Source organism: Pseudomonas sp. WT-JTC (genome assembly GCF_056711565.1).
The window spans coordinates 126,387-146,869 of record NZ_CM160042.1 but is presented as its reverse complement, the minus strand read 5'-3'; the positions used below and the strand labels follow the sequence as shown (position 1 = coordinate 146,869).

At 61.7% G+C, this 20,483-nt stretch carries 4 protein-coding genes; 1 reads left to right on the top strand and 3 read right to left on the bottom strand.

The features are described 5' to 3' along the window. Positions 1-87 precede the first annotated feature (87 nt). The 3 genes from AC06G5_RS00645 to AC06G5_RS00635 are packed head-to-tail and all read right to left on the bottom strand — an operon-like array spanning position 88 to position 4,993. A complete protein-coding gene (locus AC06G5_RS00645) occupies positions 88-1,452 on the bottom strand; it encodes an HlyD family type I secretion periplasmic adaptor subunit (protein WP_413427725.1) in 1,365 nt (454 codons plus the stop codon). Beyond that, positions 1,442-3,598: a type I secretion system permease/ATPase gene (locus AC06G5_RS00640; RefSeq protein ID WP_413427724.1), complete on the bottom strand. Its 2,157-nt coding sequence runs from the start codon at positions 3,596-3,598 to the stop codon at positions 1,442-1,444. Before AC06G5_RS00640 ends, AC06G5_RS00645 begins: the two co-directional genes overlap by 11 nt. Before the next feature lie 42 nt (positions 3,599-3,640). Further along, positions 3,641-4,993, bottom strand: coding sequence for a TolC family outer membrane protein (locus AC06G5_RS00635; RefSeq protein ID WP_413427723.1), 1,353 nt, complete (start codon positions 4,991-4,993; stop codon positions 3,641-3,643). A gap of 363 nt (positions 4,994-5,356) precedes the next feature. Here AC06G5_RS00635 and AC06G5_RS00630 point away from each other — a divergent pair, with 363 nt between their 5' ends. Then, complete coding sequence (locus AC06G5_RS00630) at positions 5,357-20,395, top strand: LapA family giant adhesin (RefSeq protein ID WP_480458812.1); 15,039 nt, start codon at positions 5,357-5,359, stop codon at positions 20,393-20,395. Positions 20,396-20,483: the final 88 nt, after the last annotated feature.

Here is a 20,483-nt window from a genome sequence, read left to right as displayed (position 1 = left end):
ATTTGTCACTTACTGACATATTTTTGGGATTTTGACTGACGCCATCGCGGGCTTGCCCGCGATGGCGTCAGTGAATCCACTGAAGATCTAGCGCTCGTGCAGCGCCTCGGCCCGAGCGCGGATGATCGGTTTGAGCAGGTAGCTGAGTACGGTCTTCTTGCCGGTGATGATGTCCACGGACGCCACCATCCCCGGAATGATCAGCAACGGTTTTTCGTCGGTGCCCAAGTGGCTGCGGTCGGTGCGCAGCTTGATCACGTAGTAGGTGGTTTTCTTGTCTTCATCGGTGATGGTGTCGGCACCGATCTGCTCCAGCTTGGCCTTCAGCCCGCCGTAGATGGTGTAGTCATAGGCGGTAAACTTCACCGTCGCTTCCTGCCCCGGATGCAGGAACGCGATGTCCTGCGGACGGATCTTCGCCTCGACCAGCAAGGTGTCGTCCAGTGGCACGATTTCCACCAGGTCGCTGCCTGGCTGGATAACCCCGCCGATGGTATTGACCAGCAACTTGTTGACGATACCCCGCACCGGCGAAGTGACCAGCGTCCGGCTGACCCGGTCTTCCAGGGCCTTGCCGGTGGCCTCGGCCTTGTTCAGGTCAGTGCGTGCTTCATTGAGCTGGGTCAGGGCGTCACTGCGGAACTTGCCACGAGTTTCGTCGATCTTGCGCTGTACTTCCTTGATTGCCGATTCGGCTCGCGGAATAGCCAGGGTGGTGGCGTCGAGCTGGCCACGGGTCTCCGCTTCGGCACGCCTGAGGCGCAGGACCTCCACTGGCGATACTGCGCCCTGGGCCACCAACGGCTCGGACATGTTGATTTCCTGACGCTGAAAGCCCAATTGCTGGCGGTACTGCGCCTGTTTGGAGGTGAACTCACGCAGTTCTTGCTGGCGCTGGATCAACTGCTCCTGCAAGCCGCCAATCTCGTCGTGCAACTGCTGGCGGCGGCTTATATACAGCGACTCTTCGCTCTTGGCCTGACCCGGTACAGCCTTGAGTACATCCTCGGGGAAGTTCAGCGGGCGGTCGTCAACCTCGGCGCTCAAGCGCTCGACCCGAAGCACCATCGACAACCGATCGGCTTCCGTTTCACCCACGTTCGAAGCGAACCGCGTGTCATCCAGACGAATCAGCGGTGCGCCGGCTTCGACGATCTGGCCTTCCTTGACGAACAGCTCGGAAACGATACCGCCTTCAAGGTTCTGGATTTTCTGGATCTTCGACGATGGAATCGCCTTGCCATCGCCCTTGGTCACTTCGTCGATGACCGCGAAGTTGGCCCAGAGCATCAGGAACACAAAGAACGCGATGATCGCCCAGATCGTCAGCCGCACCACACGCGGCGCATCCTCTATCAGCGCCTTGTTGACCTCCGGCAGCGGCTGGCCCTGCAGCGAAGCAGAGCCTTTGAAGTAGCGACGGATCGAATCCTTACCCGACTTAAGCAACACTGATCTGCCCCTTCTTCAACGCTTCCATCACCGCAGCTTTCGGGCCGTCGGCAAGAATCTGCCCGCGGTCGATCACGATCAGTCGTTCAACCAGCGACAACAGCGAAGCCCGGTGCGTCACCAGCACCATGGTCTTGTTTTCGATCACCGCTGCCAGGCGCTGCTTGAGGCGCTCTTCACCGGTGTTATCCATGGCACTGGTCGGTTCGTCGAGCAGCAGGATCGGCGGGTTGAGCAATAACGCACGGGCCAGGGCGACGTTTTGCCGTTGACCGCCGGAGAGGTTCTGCCCGCGCTCACCCACTTGCAGCTCATAACCCTGCGGATGCAGGCGCGCATACTCGTGGACACCGGCCAACTCTGCCGCTTGCAGCACCAGTTCGTCCTCGACATACCGCGCACCGGAAACCAGGTTGTCGCGCAAGGTGCCCGCGAGCAACTGAATGTCCTGGGGTACGTAGCCGATGTTGTAGCGCAGTTCGCTGACGTCGATCTGGCGGATATCCACACCATCGACCAACAACGAACCATCATCCGGCTGATACAGCCCCACCAGCAGTTTCGCCAGCGAACTCTTGCCCGAACCGCTTCGGCCAATGATGCCGACTTTCTCACCGGGACGAATCGACAGGCTGATGTTCTTCAGCGCCAGGTTCTGCTGTTGCGGGTAGGTGAAGTTGAGTTGACGGCACTCAATGGCGCCCTGCAGCACCTTGCGGCTGAGCGGACGCTCTTCGAAGTTGCGCTCCTGGGGCAGCTCCATCATTTGGTCGACCGAGGTCATGGTCACCCGTGCCTGCTGATAGCGGGTCAGCAGCCCGGACAGTGACGCCAGCGGGCTGAGCGCACGGCCACTGAGCATGTAGCAGGCAATCAGGCCGCCCATGCTCAGGTGGCCGTCGATGATCTGGTACACGCCGAAGACGATCATGATCACCCCGGCCAGTTGCTGGATCAGCAGGGTGATATTCATCGCCAGGCCGGACAGCATTTTCACTCGCAACTCAAGGCGACTGAGGGTGCCGATGGTCTGTTCCCACTGATACTGGCGTTCACTTTCGGCGTTGTTGACCTTCACCGCATCCAGGCCGGCCAGGGTTTCGATCAGGCTCGATTGACGCTCGGCCCCCAGCGCCATGGTTCGTTCCATCGTCGCCACCAGGGGTTTCTGCAAGGCATAGCCGATGGCCAGGGCAATCGGGAACGCCAGCACCGGTATCCACACCAGATGCCCGCCAAGGATCGCGATGACGATAAAAATCAAAATAGTGAATGGCAGGTCGATCAGGCTGGTGAGGGTCAGCGAGGCGAGGAAATCGCGCAGGCTCTGGAATTCGTGGATGTTCTGGGCAAAGCTGCCGACCCGTGCCGGCCGGTATTTCATCGCCATGCCGACGATGCGTTCGAACAGCGTGGCCGAGATAATCAGGTCGGTTTTCTTGCCGGCCAGATCCAGGCACAGACTGCGCAGGCTTTTCAGGATCAGGTCGAAGAGGTAGGCGCCAGTGATGCCAAGCGCCAGGACCCATAGCGTCGCTTCGGCCTGGTTCGGCACGACGCGGTCGTAGACGTTCATCACGAACAGCGGCGCGGCCATGGCGATGATGTTGATCAGGAAACTGGCGGCGATGGCGTCGGCGTACAACCAGCGCGAACGTTTGAGGGTATCGCGGAACCACGAACGCGCACGCGGAATCAGCGTGCCGTGATTGACGTCGAATTTGTGCTGGGGCTGGGCGAAAAAGACCTTGCCGGTGTAGTCGTCGGCCAACAGCTCACGGCTGACCAAGGACTCACCGCCATCGCTTTCGCTGAGCAGCACCCGTACCTGATCTTCGCCTTGCCAGCCAAGCAGGACGGCACTGCGACCGTCCTTGAGCAGCAACAATGCCGGCATGGCAATCGCCGGAATGTTCTCCAGCTTGCGTTGCAGCACCCGGCCTTGCAGCCCCGCGCGAGCTGCTGCGCGAGGCAGCAATTCGGCACTCAAGCGTTGCTCGGGGAGCGGCAGGCCAGTGGTCAGCATTGCCGCGCTGGCAGGCTTCTGGTGCAGCATGCAAAGAGCGAGCAGACCATCCAGCAACGGATCGTCATGCAACGCGCGCGGATCATGAATGAGTTGAACCCGACTGACTTCTGATTCCACGCTCGGCACTCTTGGCTGACAATTGAACGATGAAGGACCTGCTCAGTTCATACCGGGCAATTGGACCTTGGGCTTCACGTCGTTCTGCACAACGGATGCCAATGGTGCGACCACTCCCTGGCTCTTGAGCAACTCGCCCATGGTCGCCTTGATTCGGTACTGAGTAAATAACTGAACGTTCTTGATCTCCGCCAGACGGCGAGAAGAGGTGAACAGTTCGTTCTCGCTGTCGAGCAAGTCAAGCAGGGTGCGCTCGCCGAGGCTGAACTGACGCTGGTAAGCGGTACGTACGGCGGTGCTGTGGTCGACGTACTGCTGGGCGATCGGCACCTGCGCGTTGGCATTGTTCAAGGCGTTCCAGGCCAGGCCCAGCTCTTCATTCAATTGGCGCAGGGCGTTGTTACGGATATCCAGCGCCTGGTTCGACAGGTAGGCCTTGGACTCCAGATCGGCCTTGTTGCTGCCACCGGAATACAGGTTGAAGCGCATGCGCAGCATGGCTTGCCATTCGTTGTTGTGGCCGTTCTGACCATCAATGTCGTTGTCCGCGGTGCGACCCAACTCAGCATCGAAGCGTGGGTAGAAAGTCGACTTGGCCGTGTCGTACTGCTTCTCGGCAGCGGCGATATCGGATTCGGCCGAGCGCAGGATCGGGCTGTTTTCCAGCATCTGCGCGCGGGCTTCATTCAGATTGGCCGGCATCAGCGCCAGGAAACTCGCCGGGCGCTCAAGTTGGTCCGGCATCTGGCCAACAGCGGAGAGGTAGTTGGTTTCGGCGTCAGCCAGGTTGGTCTGCTCGGTGATCAGATTGTTGCGCGCCTGGGCCATCCGCGCCTCCGCCTGATCGAGGTCGGCGCCGCTGCCGACACCACGCTGGGTGCGCAGCTGGATCTGGTCGTATATGCGTTGGTGGCTCTTGAGGTTGTCCTCGGCCAGACGCACGAACTCGCGACGAGTCAGCACGTCGAGATAGACCTGGGCCACGGTCAGCCCGGTACGCTCGGAAGTACTTAACAGCGAATAGGCGCGGGAGTTGACGGCGGCTTGTTGACGCCCTACTTCGCTGGACGTCGCAAAACCGTCAAAAACCATTTGGGTCAGACGCAGACTCGACTCACTGCGATTCAGGGTTTCCCAGTGGTTGCTGCTGCCGTTCGTTCGTGTAGTCACGCTGTCGGTGCCCTCACGACCATAACCGCCCAGCAGGTCGACCCGTGGCAGGTATCCACCTTTCGCAGCCTTCAACTGATAGTCCGCAGCCAATCGACTATTGACGCCTGCCTGGACCTCCGGATGGACATCCAGCGCTTGTTGCATGGCGTCTGGCAAGGACTGTGCCTGGACGAAAGACGTGGCGAGGGCGAAAGGTATAGCCATGAACAAAGGCGGACGCATTGTAGGAATTTCCCAGGACTTCTTGTCTTGAATCGCAGCAAAAGAACGTGCTGCGTCGGAAGATGGCAAGCGGAATGACCGTATGTCGGAAAGTTCAAAAAGCGGAACTGGATCACATACCGAGGACGAGTCACAGCTGAAATATCAATGTGACATTACTGGGACGATTGTTTAGGATGGCTCGAAGAAGGTCAATAGTTTGGCATAAAGTTAATAACGAAAATAAATAAAGCCAATATATTGACGAATTGATGCGTCAAATTTGTGCATCTATTTTGCAATGTACGTCCAGACTGGTCGGCGCCGACAGATGCCATCAGGTCCATGGAAGTCAACTGAACGTGACACCCCGGAGAGTCTTCAATGAGCAGTGTTGTTGCCATCGTCAAAAGCATTGTCGGTCAGGTTTTCGTGGTGTCCCCCGAGGGCATCCGCCGCGTTCTCGTTGAAGGCGACAAACTGTTCGCCGGTGACCAGATCGACACTGGCCTTTCCGGCGCCGTGTCCCTGGAGCTGGCCGATGGCCGTACCCTCGATCTGGGCCGTGACACTCAGTGGAGCGCGCACGCCCCGGACTCCGGCAGTGATCTGGCGGCCGCCACCGCGCAAGCCGCACCGTCCGTTGAAGAGCTGCAACAAGCCATTGCCGCCGGTGCCGACCCGACCAAAGACCTTGAAGCCACCGCTGCGGGTCCGACGGCGGCCGGCTCTGGTGGTGCCGCGGGTGGTAGTCACAGTTTCGTGGTGCTCGACGCCACCGCTGGCCGCGTCGACCCAACCATTGGCTTCCCGACTGCGGGCATCAATTCTGCTGCGCAAATAGCTCAGGACACTACTGGCGGCCAGACCGCCGCCGCCAACGCCAACGCCAACACCAACACCAACACCAACACCAACACCAACACCAACACCAACACCAACACCAACACTCCAAGTGAGTCGACCCTGAGCCTTAGCGCCACGCCAACCATCACCGAGGCCGGTGGCGTGCTGGTGTATACCGCGACACTGACCCAGGCACCGCTGACCGACCTGACTGTCACGCTGTCCAACGGCGCGGTGATCGTGATTCCCGCGGGCTCGACCACCGGCACCGTCAACGTGCCATTGGTCCCGAACGACACTGTTTATAACGACGCGACCCAGATCGAAATGACCGTCACCGGCACCAGCGGCGGCAGCGGTATCACAGCTACGCCACCGACTACCCCGGCCGTGACCCAGGTCACCGATACCGTCGACACCACCACGGTCACCCTGACGGCCGGCAACACCGTCACCGAAGGTGGCCAGATCACCTATACGGCGACCCTGAACAACCCGGCGCAAACGCCAATGACCGTGACCTTGAGCAACGGCTCGGTCATTACCATCGAAGCCGGCAAGACTACTGGCAGCGTCGTGGTCGAGACCCCGGCCAATGACGTCTATGTCAACGGCAGCACCGTCAGCACCACCATCACCGGCACCACTGGCGGCAACTTCGAAAACCTGGTGCCAAACACCGCGCCGGCCGTGACCAGCATCACCGATTCCGTGGACAGCACCGGGCTGACCCTGAGCGCCACCGGCAACATCAGCGAAGGCGGGCAGATCACCTACACCGCGACCCTGACCAACCCGGCCGGCACGCCAATGACCGTGACCTTGAGCAACGGCTCGGTCATTACCATCGAAGCCGGCAAGACTACTGGCAGCGTCGTGGTCGAGACCCCGGCCAATGACGTCTATGTCAACGGCAGCACCGTCAGCACCACCATCACCGGCACCACTGGCGGCAACTTCGAAAACCTGGTGCCAAGCACCGCGCCGGCCGTGACCAGCATCACCGATTCCGTGGACAGCACCGGGCTGACCCTGAGCGCCACCGGCAACATCAGCGAAGGCGGGCAGATCACCTACACCGCGACCCTGACCAACCCGGCCGGCACGCCAATGACCGTGACCTTGAGCAACGGCTCGGTCATTACCATCGAAGCCGGCAAGACTACTGGCAGCGTCGTGGTCGAGACCCCGGCCAATGACGTCTATGTCAACGGCAGCACCGTCAGCACCACCATCACCGGCACCACTGGCGGCAACTTCGAAAACCTGGTGCCAAGCACCGCGCCGGCCGTGACCAGCATCACCGATTCCGTGGACAGCACCGGGCTGACCCTGAGCGCCACCGGCAACATCAGCGAAGGCGGGCAGATCACCTACACCGCGACCCTGACCAACCCGGCCGGCACGCCAATGACCGTGACCTTGAGCAACGGCTCTGTCATTACCATTGAAGCCGGCAAGACCACTGGCAGCGTCGTGGTCGAGACCCCGGCCAATGACGTCTATGTCAACGGCAGCACCGTCAGCACCACCATCACCGGTACCACTGGCGGCAACTTCGAAAACCTGGTGCCGAACACCGCGCCGGCCGTGACCACCATTACCGACTCCGTGGACAGCACCGGGCTGACCCTGACTGCCACCGGTAACATCACCGAAGGCGGCCAGATCACCTACACCGCGACTCTGACCAACCCGGCCGGCACGCCGGTGACCGTGACCTTGAGCAATGGCTCGGTCATCACCATCGAAGCCGGCAAGACTACTGGCAGCGTCGTGGTCGAGACCCCGGCCAATGACGTCTATGTGAACGGCAGCACCGTCAGCACCACCATCACCGGTACCACTGGCGGCAACTTCGAAAACCTGGTGCTGAGTAAAGAGCCAGCAGTGACGTCCATCACTGACTCGATCGACACCACCACCGTGATGTTGACCGCCACCTCAAGCGTGGATGAGAACGGCACCATCACCTACACCGCCACGCTGACCGACAAGAACGGCGCCCCGGTGACCGCGCAGAACGGTCCGGTGACCGTGACCCTCGACAGCGGCAAGATCATCACCATCGCCGAAGGCCAGAGCGCCGGCAGCCTGCCGGTCACCGTCGGCAATGACGTTTACAACGGTCCGACCACCGTCAGCGAATCCATCAAGGACGCGGTGGGTGGCAACCTCGAAGCCATTAATCCGATCAAGACCCCGGTAGAAACCACGGTCAACGACGTCAACGACACCACCACGGTAACGCTGACCGCCACCCCGAGCGTGGACGAAAACGGCACCATCACCTACACCGCGACCCTGGCCGATGCCCAGGGCCAACCGGTGACCGCGCAGAACGGTCCAGTGACCGTGACCCTCGACAGCGGCAAGGTGATCACCATCGCCGTCGGCCAGAGCTCCGGCAGCCTACCGGTCACTGTCGGCAACGACGTTTACAAGGGGCCAACCACCGTCACCGAATCCATCAAGGACGCGGCCGGCGGTAACCTCGAAGCGATCAACCCGGTGAAAACCCCGGTGACCACCACGGTCACCGACGTCAACGACAGCACCACCGTGACCCTGACCGCCACCCCGAGCGTGGATGAAAACGGCACCATCACCTACACCGCGACCCTGACCGATGCCCAGGGCCAACCGGTCACCGCGCAGAACGGTCCGGTCACCGTGACCCTCGACAGCGGCAAGGTGATCACCATCGCTGAAGGTCAGAGTTCCGGCAGCCTGCCGGTGACCGTCGGCAACGACGTTTACAAGGGGCCAACCACCGTTACTGAGTCGATTCAATCGGCCGACGGCGGCAACCTCGAAGCGATCAACCCGGTGAAAACCCCGGTAGAAACCACGGTCACCGATGTCAACGACACCACCACGGTAACGCTGACCGCCACCCCGAGCGTGGACGAAAACGGCACCATCACCTACACCGCGACCCTGGCCGATGCCCAGGGCCAACCGGTGACCGCGCAGAACGGTCCAGTGACCGTGACCCTCGACAGCGGCAAGGTCATCACCATCGCTGAAGGCCAGAGCTCCGGCAGCCTACCGGTCACTGTCGGCAACGACGTTTACAAGGGGCCAACCACCGTCAGCGAATCCATCAAGGATGCAGTGGGTGGCAACCTCGAAGCGATCAACCCGGTGAAAACGCCGGTCACCACCACGGTCACCGACGTCAACGACAGCACCACCGTGACGCTGACTGCAACCCCATCGGTGAGCGAAAACGGCACCATCACTTACACCGCGACGCTGACCGATGCCCAAGGCCAACCGGTCACCGCGCAGAACGGTCCGGTCACCGTGACCCTCGACAGCGGCAAGGTGATCACCATCGCCGTCGGCCAGAGCTCCGGCAGCCTACCGGTCACCGTCGGCAACGACGTTTACAAGGGGCCAACCACCGTCACCGAGTCGATTAAATCGGCCGACGGCGGCAACCTCGAAGCGATCAACCCGGTGAAAACCCCGGTGACCACCACGGTCACCGACGTCAACGACAGCACCACCGTGACCCTGACCGCCACCCCGAGCGTGGATGAAAACGGCACCATCACCTACACCGCGACCCTGACCGATGCCCAGGGCCAACCGGTCACCGCGCAGAACGGTCCGGTCACCGTGACCCTCGACAGCGGCAAGGTGATCACCATTGCCGAAGGCCAGAGTTCCGGCAGCCTGCCAGTCACCGTCGGCAATGACGTCTACAAGGGGCCGACCACCGTCACCGAGTCGATTAAATCGGCCGACGGCGGCAACCTCGAAGCGATCAATCCGGTGAAAACGCCAGTGACCACCACGGTCAATGACGACAACGACAGCACCACCGTGACCCTGACCGCGACGCCGAACGTGGACGAAAACGGCACCATCACCTACACCGCCACCCTGACCGATGCCCAGGGCCAACCGGTCACCGCGCAAAACGGTCCGGTCACCGTGACCCTCGACAGCGGCAAGGTCATCACCATTGCCGAAGGCCAGAGTTCCGGCAGCCTGCCGGTCACCGTCGGCAACGACGTTTACAAGGGGCCAACCACTGTCAGCGAATCCATCAAGGATGCAGTGGGTGGCAACCTCGAAGCGATCAACCCGGTGAAAACGCCGGTCACCACCACGGTCACCGACGTCAACGACAGCACCACCGTGACGCTGACTGCAACCCCATCGGTGAGCGAAAACGGCACCATCACTTACACCGCGACGCTGACCGATGCCCAAGGCCAACCGGTCACCGCGCAGAACGGTCCGGTCACCGTGACCCTCGACAGCGGCAAGGTGATCACCATCGCCGTCGGCCAGAGCTCCGGCAGCCTACCGGTCACCGTCGGCAACGACGTTTACAAGGGGCCAACCACCGTCACCGAGTCGATTCAATCGGCCGACGGCGGCAATCTCGAAGCGATCAACCCGGTGAAGACCCCGGTAGAAACCACGGTCACCGATGTCAACGACACCACCACCGTGACCCTGAGCGCCACCCCGAGCGTGGACGAAAACGGCACCATCACCTACACCGCCACCCTGACCGATGCCCAGGGCCAACCGGTGACCGCGCATAACACGCCAGTCACCGTCACCCTCGACAGCGGCAAGGTGATCACCATTGCCGAAGGCCAGAGTTCCGGCAGCCTGCCGGTCACCGTCGGCAACGACGTTTACAAGGGGCCAACCACTGTCAGCGAATCCATCAAGGATGCAGTGGGTGGCAACCTCGAAGCGATCAACCCGGTGAAAACGCCGGTCACCACCACGGTCACCGACGTCAACGACAGCACCACCGTGACGCTGACTGCAACCACATCGGTGAGCGAAAACGGCACCATCACCTACACCGCGACCTTGACCGATGCCCAGGGCCAACCGGTGACCGCGCATAACACGCCAGTCACCGTCACCCTCGACAGCGGCAAGGTCATCACCATCGCCGAAGGCCAGAGCTCCGGCTCCTTGCCGGTGACCGTCGGCAATGACGTTTACAACGGTCCGACCACCGTCAGCGAATCCATCAAGGACGCGGTGGGTGGCAACCTCGAAGCCATTAATCCGATCAAGACCCCGGTAGAAACCACGGTCAACGACGTCAACGACACCACCACGGTAACGCTGACCGCCACCCCGAGCGTGGACGAAAACGGCACCATCACCTACACCGCGACCCTGGCCGATGCCCAGGGCCAACCGGTGACCGCGCAGAACGGTCCAGTGACCGTGACCCTCGACAGCGGCAAGGTGATCACCATTGCCGAAGGCCAGAGCTCCGGCAGCCTACCGGTCACCGTCGGCAACGACGTTTACAAGGGGCCAACCACCGTCACCGAATCCATCAAGGACGCGGCCGGCGGTAACCTCGAAGCGATCAACCCGGTGAAAACCCCGGTGACCACCACGGTCACCGACGTCAACGACAGCACCACCGTGACCCTGACCGCCACCCCGAGCGTGGATGAAAACGGCACCATCACCTACACCGCGACCCTGACCGATGCCCAGGGCCAACCGGTCACCGCGCAGAACGGTCCGGTCACCGTGACCCTCGACAGCGGCAAGGTGATCACCATCGCTGAAGGTCAGAGTTCCGGCAGCCTGCCGGTGACCGTCGGCAACGACGTTTACAAGGGGCCAACCACCGTTACTGAGTCGATTCAATCGGCCGACGGCGGCAACCTCGAAGCGATCAACCCGGTGAAAACCCCGGTAGAAACCACGGTCACCGATGTCAACGACACCACCACGGTAACGCTGACCGCCACCCCGAGCGTGGACGAAAACGGCACCATCACCTACACCGCGACCCTGGCCGATGCCCAGGGCCAACCGGTGACCGCGCAGAACGGTCCAGTGACCGTGACCCTCGACAGCGGCAAGGTCATCACCATCGCTGAAGGCCAGAGCTCCGGCAGCCTACCGGTCACTGTCGGCAACGACGTTTACAAGGGGCCAACCACCGTCAGCGAATCCATCAAGGATGCAGTGGGTGGCAACCTCGAAGCGATCAACCCGGTGAAAACGCCGGTCACCACCACGGTCACCGACGTCAACGACAGCACCACCGTGACGCTGACTGCAACCCCATCGGTGAGCGAAAACGGCACCATCACTTACACCGCGACGCTGACCGATGCCCAAGGCCAACCGGTCACCGCGCAGAACGGTCCGGTCACCGTGACCCTCGACAGCGGCAAGGTGATCACCATCGCCGTCGGCCAGAGCTCCGGCAGCCTACCGGTCACCGTCGGCAACGACGTTTACAAGGGGCCAACCACCGTCACCGAGTCGATTAAATCGGCCGACGGCGGCAACCTCGAAGCGATCAACCCGGTGAAAACCCCGGTGACCACCACGGTCACCGACGTCAACGACAGCACCACCGTGACCCTGACCGCCACCCCGAGCGTGGATGAAAACGGCACCATCACCTACACCGCGACCCTGACCGATGCCCAGGGCCAACCGGTCACCGCGCAGAACGGTCCGGTCACCGTGACCCTCGACAGCGGCAAGGTGATCACCATTGCCGAAGGCCAGAGTTCCGGCAGCCTGCCAGTCACCGTCGGCAATGACGTCTACAAGGGGCCGACCACCGTCACCGAGTCGATTAAATCGGCCGACGGCGGCAACCTCGAAGCGATCAATCCGGTGAAAACGCCAGTGACCACCACGGTCAATGACGACAACGACAGCACCACCGTGACCCTGACCGCGACGCCGAACGTGGACGAAAACGGCACCATCACCTACACCGCCACCCTGACCGATGCCCAGGGCCAACCGGTCACCGCGCAAAACGGTCCGGTCACCGTGACCCTCGACAGCGGCAAGGTCATCACCATTGCCGAAGGCCAGAGTTCCGGCAGCCTGCCGGTCACCGTCGGCAACGACGTTTACAAGGGGCCAACCACTGTCAGCGAATCCATCAAGGATGCAGTGGGTGGCAACCTCGAAGCGATCAACCCGGTGAAAACGCCGGTCACCACCACGGTCACCGACGTCAACGACAGCACCACCGTGACGCTGACTGCAACCCCATCGGTGAGCGAAAACGGCACCATCACTTACACCGCGACGCTGACCGATGCCCAAGGCCAACCGGTCACCGCGCAGAACGGTCCGGTCACCGTGACCCTCGACAGCGGCAAGGTGATCACCATCGCCGTCGGCCAGAGCTCCGGCAGCCTACCGGTCACCGTCGGCAACGACGTTTACAAGGGGCCAACCACCGTCACCGAGTCGATTCAATCGGCCGACGGCGGCAATCTCGAAGCGATCAACCCGGTGAAGACCCCGGTAGAAACCACGGTCACCGATGTCAACGACACCACCACCGTGACCCTGAGCGCCACCCCGAGCGTGGACGAAAACGGCACCATCACCTACACCGCCACCCTGACCGATGCCCAGGGCCAACCGGTGACCGCGCATAACACGCCAGTCACCGTCACCCTCGACAGCGGCAAGGTGATCACCATTGCCGAAGGCCAGAGTTCCGGCAGCCTGCCGGTCACCGTCGGCAACGACGTTTACAAGGGGCCAACCACTGTCAGCGAATCCATCAAGGATGCAGTGGGTGGCAACCTCGAAGCGATCAACCCGGTGAAAACGCCGGTCACCACCACGGTCACCGACGTCAACGACAGCACCACCGTGACGCTGACTGCAACCACATCGGTGAGCGAAAACGGCACCATCACCTACACCGCGACCTTGACCGATGCCCAGGGCCAACCGGTGACCGCGCATAACACGCCAGTCACCGTCACCCTCGACAGCGGCAAGGTCATCACCATCGCCGAAGGCCAGAGCTCCGGCTCCTTGCCGGTGACCGTCGGCAATGACGTCTACAAGGGTCCGACCACCGTCACCGAGTCGATTAAATCGGCCGACGGCGGCAACCTCGAAGCGATCAACCCGGTGAAGACCCCGGTAGAAACCACGGTCACCGACGTCAACGACACCACCACCGTGACCCTGACCGCCACCCCGAGCGTGGACGAGAACGGCACCATCACCTACACCGCGACCCTGACCGATGCCCAAGGCCAACCGGTCACCGCGCAGAACGGTCCGGTGACCGTGACCCTCGACAGCGGCAAGGTGATCACCATTGCCGAAGGCCAGAGCTCCGGCAGCCTACCGGTCACCGTCGGCAACGACGTTTACAAGGGGCCAACCACCGTCACCGAGTCGATTAAATCGGCCGACGGCGGCAACCTCGAAGCGATCAACCCGGTGAAGACCCCGGTAGAAACCACGGTCACCGACGTCAACGACACCACCACCGTGACCCTGACCGCCACCCCGAGCGTGGACGAGAACGGCACCATCACCTACACCGCGACCCTGACCGATGCCCAAGGCCAACCGGTCACCGCGCAGAACGGTCCGGTGACCGTGACCCTCGACAGCGGCAAGGTGATCACCATTGCCGAAGGCCAGAGTTCCGGCAGCCTGCCAGTCACCGTCGGCAATGACGTCTACAAGGGGCCGACCACCGTCACCGAGTCGATTAAATCGGCCGACGGCGGCAACCTGGAACTGGTGTCGCCCAACACCACGCCAGTGACCACCACGGTCACCGACGTCAACGACAGCACCACCGTGACCCTGACCGCGACGCCGAACGTGGACGAAAACGGCACCATCACCTACACCGCCACCCTGACCGATGCCCAGGGCCAACCGGTCATCGCGCAAAACGGTCCGGTCACCGTGACCCTCGACAGCGGCAAGGTGATCACCATTGCCGAAGGCCAGAGTTCCGGCAGCCTGCCGGTCACCGTCGGCAACGACGTTTACAAGGGGCCAACCACTGTCAGCGAATCCATCAAGGATGCAGTGGGTGGCAACCTCGAAGCGATCAACCCGGTGAAAACGCCGGTCACCACCACGGTCACCGACGTCAACGACAGCACCACCGTGACGCTGACTGCAACCCCATCGGTGAGCGAAAACGGCACCATCACTTACACCGCGACGCTGACCGATGCCCAAGGCCAACCGGTCACCGCGCAGAACGGTCCGGTCACCGTGACCCTCGACAGCGGCAAGGTGATCACCATCGCCGTCGGCCAGAGCTCCGGCAGCCTACCGGTCACCGTCGGCAACGACGTTTACAAGGGGCCAACCACCGTCACCGAGTCGATTCAATCGGCCGACGGCGGCAATCTCGAAGCGATCAACCCGGTGAAGACCCCGGTAGAAACCACGGTCACCGATGTCAACGACACCACCACCGTGACCCTGAGCGCCACCCCGAGCGTGGACGAAAACGGCACCATCACTTACACCGCGACGCTGACCGATGCCCAAGGCCAACCGGTCACCGCGCAGAACGGTCCGGTGACCGTGACCCTCGACAGCGGCAAGGTGATCACCATTGCCGAAGGCCAGAGCTCCGGCAGCCTGCCGGTGACCGTCGGCAACGACGCTTACAAAGGGCCAACCACCGTTACTGAGTCGATTAAATCGGCCGACGGTGGCAACCTCGAAGCGATCAATCCGGTGAAAACGCCAGTGACCACCACGGTCAACGACGTCAACGACTCCACTACCGTGACCCTGACCGCCACCCCGAGCGTGGACGAAAACGGCACCATCACCTACACCGCGACCCTAACCGATACCCAGGGCAAACCGGTGACCGCGCAGAACGGTCCGGTCACCGTGACCCTGGACAGCGGCAAGGTCATCACCATCGCCGTCGGCCAAAGCTCCGGCAGCCTGCCGGTCACCGTCGGCAACGACGTTTACAAGGGGCCAACCACTGTCAGCGAATCCATCAAGGATGCAGTGGGTGGCAACCTCGAAGCGATCAACCCGGTGAAAACCCCGGTCAGCACCACGGTCACCGACGTCAACGACAGCACCACCGTAACCCTGAGCGCCACCCCGAGCGTGGACGAAAACGGCACCATCACCTACACCGCCACCCTGACCGATGCCCAGGGCCAACCGGTGACCGCGCATAACACGCCAGTCACCGTCACCCTCGACAGCGGCAAGGTGATTACCATCGCCGTCGGCCAGAGCTCCGGCTCCTTGCCGGTCACGGTGGGCAATGACGTTTACAAAGGTCCAACCACCGTTACTGAGTCGATTAAATCGGCCGACGGCGGCAACCTGGAAGCGATCAACCCGGTGAAAGCCCCGGTGAACACCACGGTCAACGACGTCAACGACAGCACCACCGTGACCCTGACCGCCACCCCGAGCGTGGACGAGAACGGCACCATCACTTACACCGCCACCCTGACCGACAAGAACGGTGCCCCGGTGACCGCACACAACACGCCGGTCACCGTGACCCTCGACAGCGGCAAGGTCATTACCATCGCCGTCGGCCAAAGCTCCGGCACCCTGCCGGTCACCGTCGGCAACGACGTCTACAAAGGTCCAACCACTGTCACCGAATCCATCAAGGACGCGGCCGGCGGTAACCTTGAAGCGATCAACCCGATCAAGACCCCGGTGAACACCACAGTTACCGACGTCAACGACGCCACCACCGTGAAATTGACTGCGACCCCATCGGTGAGCGAGAACGGTACGATCACGTATACCGCGACCATCACCGACAAGAATGGCATCCCTGTCACTGCACACGACACGCCGGTCACCGTCACGCTGGACAGCGGCAAGTTGATCACCATCGCCGTCGGCCAGAGCTCCGGCAGCCTGCCGGTCACCGTGGGCAACGATGTCTACATCGGCGCGCCAACCGTTACCGAATCGATCAAGGCCGCCAGCGGCGGCAACCTTGAAGCCCTCGGCATGGACAAGACGCCAGTGTCGACCAGCGTCAGTGACTTCCAGGACACCACCACTGCCAGCATCAGCGGCAGCACTTCGGTAACCGAAGGCCAGGCGGCGAGTTATACCGTCAGCCTGACCAACCCGGCCCAGACCGAAGTGACGCTGAAAATCGTCTACAGCGGTACCGCTGCCGACGGTTCGGACTTCACCGGCGTGTACACCGTGAAGATCCCGGCGGGCGCCAGCAGTGCCAACTTCAACGTCGCGACCATCGATGACAAGATCACCGAAGGCACCGAAAACTTCGTGGTCAAGATCGATTCGGTCACTGGTGGCAACTTCGAGAATCTGGCGATCAGTTCGTCCAATGGCAGCGTCAGCACTTCGATCATCGACAACGATGCACCGCCAGTGCTGGACCTCGACGCCAACAACTCCAGCGGCGCTACCGGGGCCGATTACAAGGTGACGTTCACCGAGAACACCGCCGGTCCTGGCGTGTCGATCGGCGATCTCGACCTGAGCATCACCGATCCGGACAGCACCATGCTGACCGGTGCAACCGTCGTGCTGACCAACCGTCAGCCAGGCGATGCGCTGAACCTGGGCAACAGCGTCAACGGCATCATCATCAACAGCAATGACCAGACTGGCACGATCACACTGACCTTGACCGGTACTGCGACGCTGGCCGATTACATTCAGCGCATCAAGAACATCACCTTCACCAACAACAGTGAAGACCCAAGCACCGTACCGCGGACCATCACCGTGAAGGTGACCGATGGCAGCAATTACTCCAACACCGCGACCACCACGGTCAATGTGGTGGCGGTCAATGACGCACCGGTCGCAGCACCGGTCAACGTCACCGGCACCGAAGACACGCCGCTGATTCTCGGCTGGTCGACCTTCGGCGTCAGCGACGTCGACAGCCCCGCCACCGGCCTGGGCGTGAAAATCACCCAGCTGCCGGGCGAGGGCAAACTGCAGTATCTGGACAGTTCGACCTGGAAAGATGTCGCCGCCAACCAGACCTTCAGCAAAGCCGACATCGACGCTGGCAAACTGCGCTTCATGCCGGATGCCAACGAGTCGGGCGCGAACGGTTATGGCCCCGGCACTGGCGATCAAAAGGCTGATTACGCGCAACTCCAGTTCCAGCCAACCGACGGCCAGGCACTGGGCAACACCGGCACGATCAAGATCGGCATCACCCCGGTGGCGGATGCCCCGACCCTGAGCGTTGCCGACAATAGCGTGAAGTCCACCGGATTGATCAAGGAAGTCTGGACCGGTCTGTCGGGCCTGGGTACCAGCGGCAACGGCGCGGACTCGACCACGCTGAAAAACGTGATCGACGCCGCTGGCACAGCAAACTCCAAAGGCACCGTGACCAACGTGCAGTCCGACGCTAACGTGACCGCCGGTACGGCGTCGAAAACCTCAGGCCTGATCTACCTCGAAGCCGGCAAGACCTACACCTTCAGCGGTGTTGGCGATGACAGCCTGTTGGTGACCATCGGCGGCAAGAACGTCGCCGCGATCACCTGGGGCGCGGGCGGCAACCTCAATGGTTCGTTCACCCCGACCACCAGCGGCTACTACACCCTGGACATCTACCACCACAACCAGAGCGGCCCGGGTAACTATGACGTCAACCTGTCGGTCAATGGCAGCACGCCGATCGACCTGAGCAGTGCCGGCGTACCGATTTACACGGGCGTGACGGATCTGGTGAATGCCGGCGTGACCGTGTCCGACTTGCACGGCAGCAATGGCGAGGGCTACTACGACGGCTACAAACTCAACACCGGCGCCGAAGGCAGCAGTGTGAAATTGTCCGCTATCACGACCGCGCTGACCGACACCGATGGCTCGGAAAGCCTGAGCCTGAAGATCAGCGGCATGCCGACCGGCTCGGTGCTCACCGATGGCGCGGGACATACCTTCACGGTCACTGCGACCAGTGGCGAGGCCAACGTGACGGGCTGGAGCCTAGGCTCTCTGAGCGTAACGCCACCATCGTATTACAACGGCCAGTTCAACCTGACCGTGACTTCGACCTCCACTGAGGCCCTGGGTGGTTCGGCCAGCAGCACTTCGCAAATTCCTGTGACTGTGTATCCGGCGGTCTACAACGCCGTCACTGCCACGGCGGCCAATGACACGGTCACCGGCACCGACGGCAACGACATCATCGTCGCCGACATCGGCGGCCTGACCGTGGTGCCAGGCACCAACTACAACATCGCGTTCATGGTCGACAGTTCCGGCAGTATGAGTTCCTCGTCGATCAACTCGGCCAAGGACTCGCTGACGTCTGTGTTCAACACACTAAAGCAAAGCCTGGGCAGCAACTCGGGTACGGTGAACATCTTCCTGGTGGACTTCGACACCCAGGTCAACAAGTCGGTGTCGGTGAACCTCAAAGACCCGAATGCGCTGACTCAGTTGAAGACGATCCTGGACTCGATGTCATCCGGCGGCGGCACCAACTACGAGGACGTGTTCAAAACCACGGCCAACTGGTTCCAGAGTGCGGACGCCGTGGCCAACACCGGGGCGAAGAACCTCACGTACTTCATTACTGACGGCAAGCCGACTTACTACCAGAGCGGCGAGTCGACCAACCCGACCCTGTATGGCAGCACAACACTCGATAGCCTGGTCACCACCAGCAACTATCAGTTGGGTAAAGCGATCAGCCTGGTCCCCGACAGCACGCACCAGATCGACATTAGCGCCTCGGGCTACGTGACGGTCTGGACCAAGACCAGCAACGGCAACAACGGCAATGGCAATGGCAATGGCAACGGCAATGGAAGTAGCTGGTCCTCCAAGGACTTCGGCTATCTGCATGCCCAGGGCGACGGCACTTACGAGTTCTCGGGTCGTGACGGCGACGGCAACAGCACCGACGGGGACACCATCAGCAACTCCACCAGCAGCTTCACACTGCTGAGCAAGCTGTCGAATGTCGAGGCCATTGGTCTTAACAGCGACGTGAGCCTCAACGACCTGAAGCCGTACGACTCGGATACCACGCCGCAAACCAACATCGATCCGAAGGATCTGGCCAACTCGATCATCGGCCACACCGAAGCGACAATGCCGGGCAACGATACCGTCAGCGGTGGCGACGGCAACGACCTTCTGTTCGGCGATCTGGTGAGCTTCAACGGCATTGCCGGCGAGGGTTACCAGGCGATACAAGCCTTCGTGGCGCAGCAATCCGGCGTGGACGTCAGCAAAGTCACCACCAGCAACGTGCACCAGTACATCACCGAGCATTACACCGCGTTCGATGTGTCCGGTGCCCATGACGGCAACGATACCCTGCTGGGCGGTGCGGGCAATGACATCCTGTTCGGCTCGGGCGGAAGCGACACCCTCGACGGCGGCAAGGGCAATGACAGCCTGCTCGGCGGCACCGGCAACGACACGTTGATGGGCGGACAGGGCAACGACATCCTGATCGGTGGTTCCGGTGGTGACACCTTCGTCTGGAAAGCGGGCGACACCGGCAGCGACGTGATCAAGGACTTCAAGGCCGGCGAAGGTGACCGGATCGACCTGCGCGATCTGTTGCAGGGCGAAACCGGCAGTACCATCGACAACTTCCTGAAGATCACCACGGTCGATGGCGTGTCGTCGCTGCAAGTCAGCTCGACCGGCCAGTTCAACTCGGGCAACGCCGCAGCGGCCACGCCGGACGTGACGATCAAGCTGGAAGGCAATAACTGGTCAAGCGCCAACCTGCACAACCTGATTGCCGGTAGCGACCCGACCATCAAAATCGATCACAACAACAGCTGATGCACGAAAACGGCCGTTCCTTATGGGGCGGCCGTCACGTTTGCGTCCACTGCCCGGTGACGATTCCGTCGCTGCGCCACATACTGGC